This is a genomic window from Arthrobacter flavus (assembly GCF_039526005.1).
Lineage (GTDB): Bacteria > Actinomycetota > Actinomycetes > Actinomycetales > Micrococcaceae > Arthrobacter_D > Arthrobacter_D flavus.
The window spans coordinates 1-2,914 of sequence record NZ_BAAAIJ010000034.1 but is presented as its reverse complement, the minus strand read 5'-3'; the positions used below and the strand labels follow the sequence as shown (position 1 = coordinate 2,914).

Genomic DNA, 2,914 nt, shown 5'->3' with positions numbered 1-2,914 from the left:
GGAACGGCGCAACCTGAGGTGCATCGTAATCGGCTGCGTCCGCGATGCTGCAGTACTCGCCAGCGAAGCGGTTCATGAACGCAGCCATCGCGTCACGGTTGACGGGAGCCAGCGGACGGAAGGTGCCGTCGCTGTAGCCGGTCGACAGGCCGGTCTCGGCCATCCACGCCATTTCCTTGTAGAACTGGGTTGCAGGAGTGATGTCAGTGAATGGTGAGGTGGTGGGCTCTGCGTAAGCAGGCTCACCGGCCAGGCGGTAGAGGAACGCCGCCATCGCATCGCGGTTGATCGAGGCCAGCGGACGGTAGGTTCCGTCATCGTAACCGCTGGTCAGACCCCGGTCAGCCAGCCAGTTGATGGCTTCCTCATGCTCGTTGCCCGCAGCGTCCGGGAACCGGAGCTGCGGCGACTCGTTCAAGGGCGGAGCATTGCTGACGGTCACCGTCTCAATAGTTGAGGACGTCGTACCGTCATTGTCGGTGACGGTGACGGCGACGTCATAAGTGCCAGCCGATGCGAACTCCCGGGTGAAGACTGCTGCCGTCCCGGATCCGCCGTCGCTGCTGGTCCAGGCGTACGAGTCGACAGTTCCGTCGGAATCGGTCGATTCCGCACCATTGAATGTGCACTGAAGGCCATCACAGGTCTGGCTGAAACTTGCGGAAGGTGAGCCATTAGCTGGTGAAGGGGCCGTTCCCGGTTTGGCAATCAGCGCCTTCGCTGTCCAGTTGGTACCGTCCAGTGCTGGACCGCTCACGGTAGTGGAAGTGCCTGAAACGGTTCCGTCACCCACCGATGCCGTCCAGCCCAGAGCATTGAGATTGCCGTCCGCGGCGCCCCAATATAATCTGTCGCCCGCGAGGAACATGCCTCGCACGTTGCTCCAGGTCATACCGCCCGTCGGGCCAGCGACGGTAAACCGCTGCGCACCGACAATCCCACTATCAAGCTCGAAATGACGCATGAACAGACTGGTTTGGCCCGCCAGGGTGAAGTAGATGCGCCCATTTGAGTAGAATAAGCCCGTCATCGACTGCATCTCGTTGGCGAAGTTCGTTAGCCCGTATAGGTTCAGGACCGTTGGTCCGCCGATTTGTGAGCCGTTGAAGGATCGCTGATGCAGTTCTCCGTTCGCCATTGCAAGATACGTGGAGCCAGCCGCGACGAAGCCTCCACGGACGCTGTCCCACGGGACGGCACCCGTCACATTCGGGCTAGCCGCTGACCCCTGACTCCCTGTGAAATATATCTGGCTCAGCTGGTTCGTCTGGCCCGAGCCGCTAGGTCTCCCGCTTTGTAGTACATCGACTGGCAACGATGGAGCTGATGCAGCGGGTATCGCCGTTCCGCCGGCTATCGGGAACAACGCGATTCTCGCGCGGTACAGGTAGCGGGCGATGCGGTCTGTGTCGGATCCGACCCATAGTCCTTGGGACGTTGCGAGGAGGTCGAAGACGCCGCGGCCGCGGTCTCGTCCAGGATTCCACTTCATGGGTAGTCCGCTGAGAGCGCTCAGGGCGCCGATACCCTCACGGCCTACGGCGCCCTGCCCTGCAGCGTCAGCTCGGAACGGGTTGTTCATCCAACGATTGTGTCCACCAAAGTAGACGGTGGGGCCGGTCGCCTCGAGGGCGTAAACGCTGTCGCCGCCTGTGTAATCCACCCATACCGGGTTGAGCGCGGTTCCGCGAGCGTTGGTTTGCCACCTGGATACGGTGTCGCAGAGGGTTGGCGGACCGCTTCCATAACCGCCCATGGAGCCAAGCACAAAGTAGGATCCGTCTGGCGAGATGTCCAGATCGTTCAGGTAGTAGGCGAAGACGGAGTAGCAGTTGGGCTTCCACCGGTTGGTTTGCCAGTCAGTCACGGTGGAGGTAACTGAAGATAGATTTACCATTCCGACCTGGACCCGGTCCAGCCCGTTCATGGACGTGAAGTTTCCGGTGACCACCATGGTCCGACCATCCGGGGTGACATCGAACTTGTGGACGAAGGTGTTTCCGCCGCGGTGGGTGCCGGCGAAGACAATGTTGGTATTGGTGCGCAGTGCACCGGAGACAGGATCCAGTTCGGCGAGCGCGGTTCGTGCCTGTCCTCTGACGGCGGTGAACTCTCCGCCGATGAAGAGTCGGTTACCGGAGAGTTTCATGTCGTGGACGACTGCGTTGATACTCCCCGCATTGAATGCGGTGATTCGGGCTCCATTGCTCAGAGCGAGTCGCACCACCTTCGGGGTGCTGGCGCCGTTGAGAGTTCCAAACTGTCCGCCGATGTAGACGGACTGTCCATCCGCCGCGGCGACCACGCTTCGCACGGTGCTGTTGAACTGGGGCGCAAAGCCGGTGCTGATCTGACCGTTGTTCTTGTTGAATGCAACCACTCCGTTGCGGGTCAATACTGGTCCGCCGGCGCTGGCTTGAACCCGGGTGAACGATCCCCCGAGAACGATTGTGTTGCCGACCTCGGCGACTGAGAACACAATCCCGTCAAGCACATGGGGGGTGTAGTTGACGGGGGTTGAACGGACTACCGAGGACAGGGTCTGTTCGGATGCGGTTGCTGCTCCGGGAATCGCGACACCGAAGCTTGCAACCATCAGCAGCCCGAGAAGGATCGAAATGAGTTTTCGCACTGACATTCTTCTTCCAGTTTTGGCTTGCGCCAGAGCTGTCTGCCGCACTCCCTTGTGCAGCAAACTGAGACCGGACGAGGCCTCGGATGCACCATTATGTGATCAAGAAAAATAGAAAGGAAACACTCATAACGCGCATCGGCTACTCGTCTTTCGGCACCCGCTACTCGGTTTTTGAGGGGCAGCGCCGATGAGAATCCGTCAATCCCCTCGGTGGCACCTTCTCGGATCAAATTGCGAAAATCGCGCTCGTGAACGCAACAAAAAAGTGGTGGGCCCCCC

Annotated in this window: 1 protein-coding gene; it reads right to left on the bottom strand. The window is 60.2% G+C overall.

Going from position 1 to position 2,914, the window contains the following annotated elements:
• A partial coding sequence (locus ABD059_RS09015) for an S-layer homology domain-containing protein (protein WP_343879226.1) occupies positions 1 to 2,632 on the bottom strand: 2,632 nt, incomplete at its 3' end.
• Positions 2,633 to 2,914: the final 282 nt, after the last annotated feature.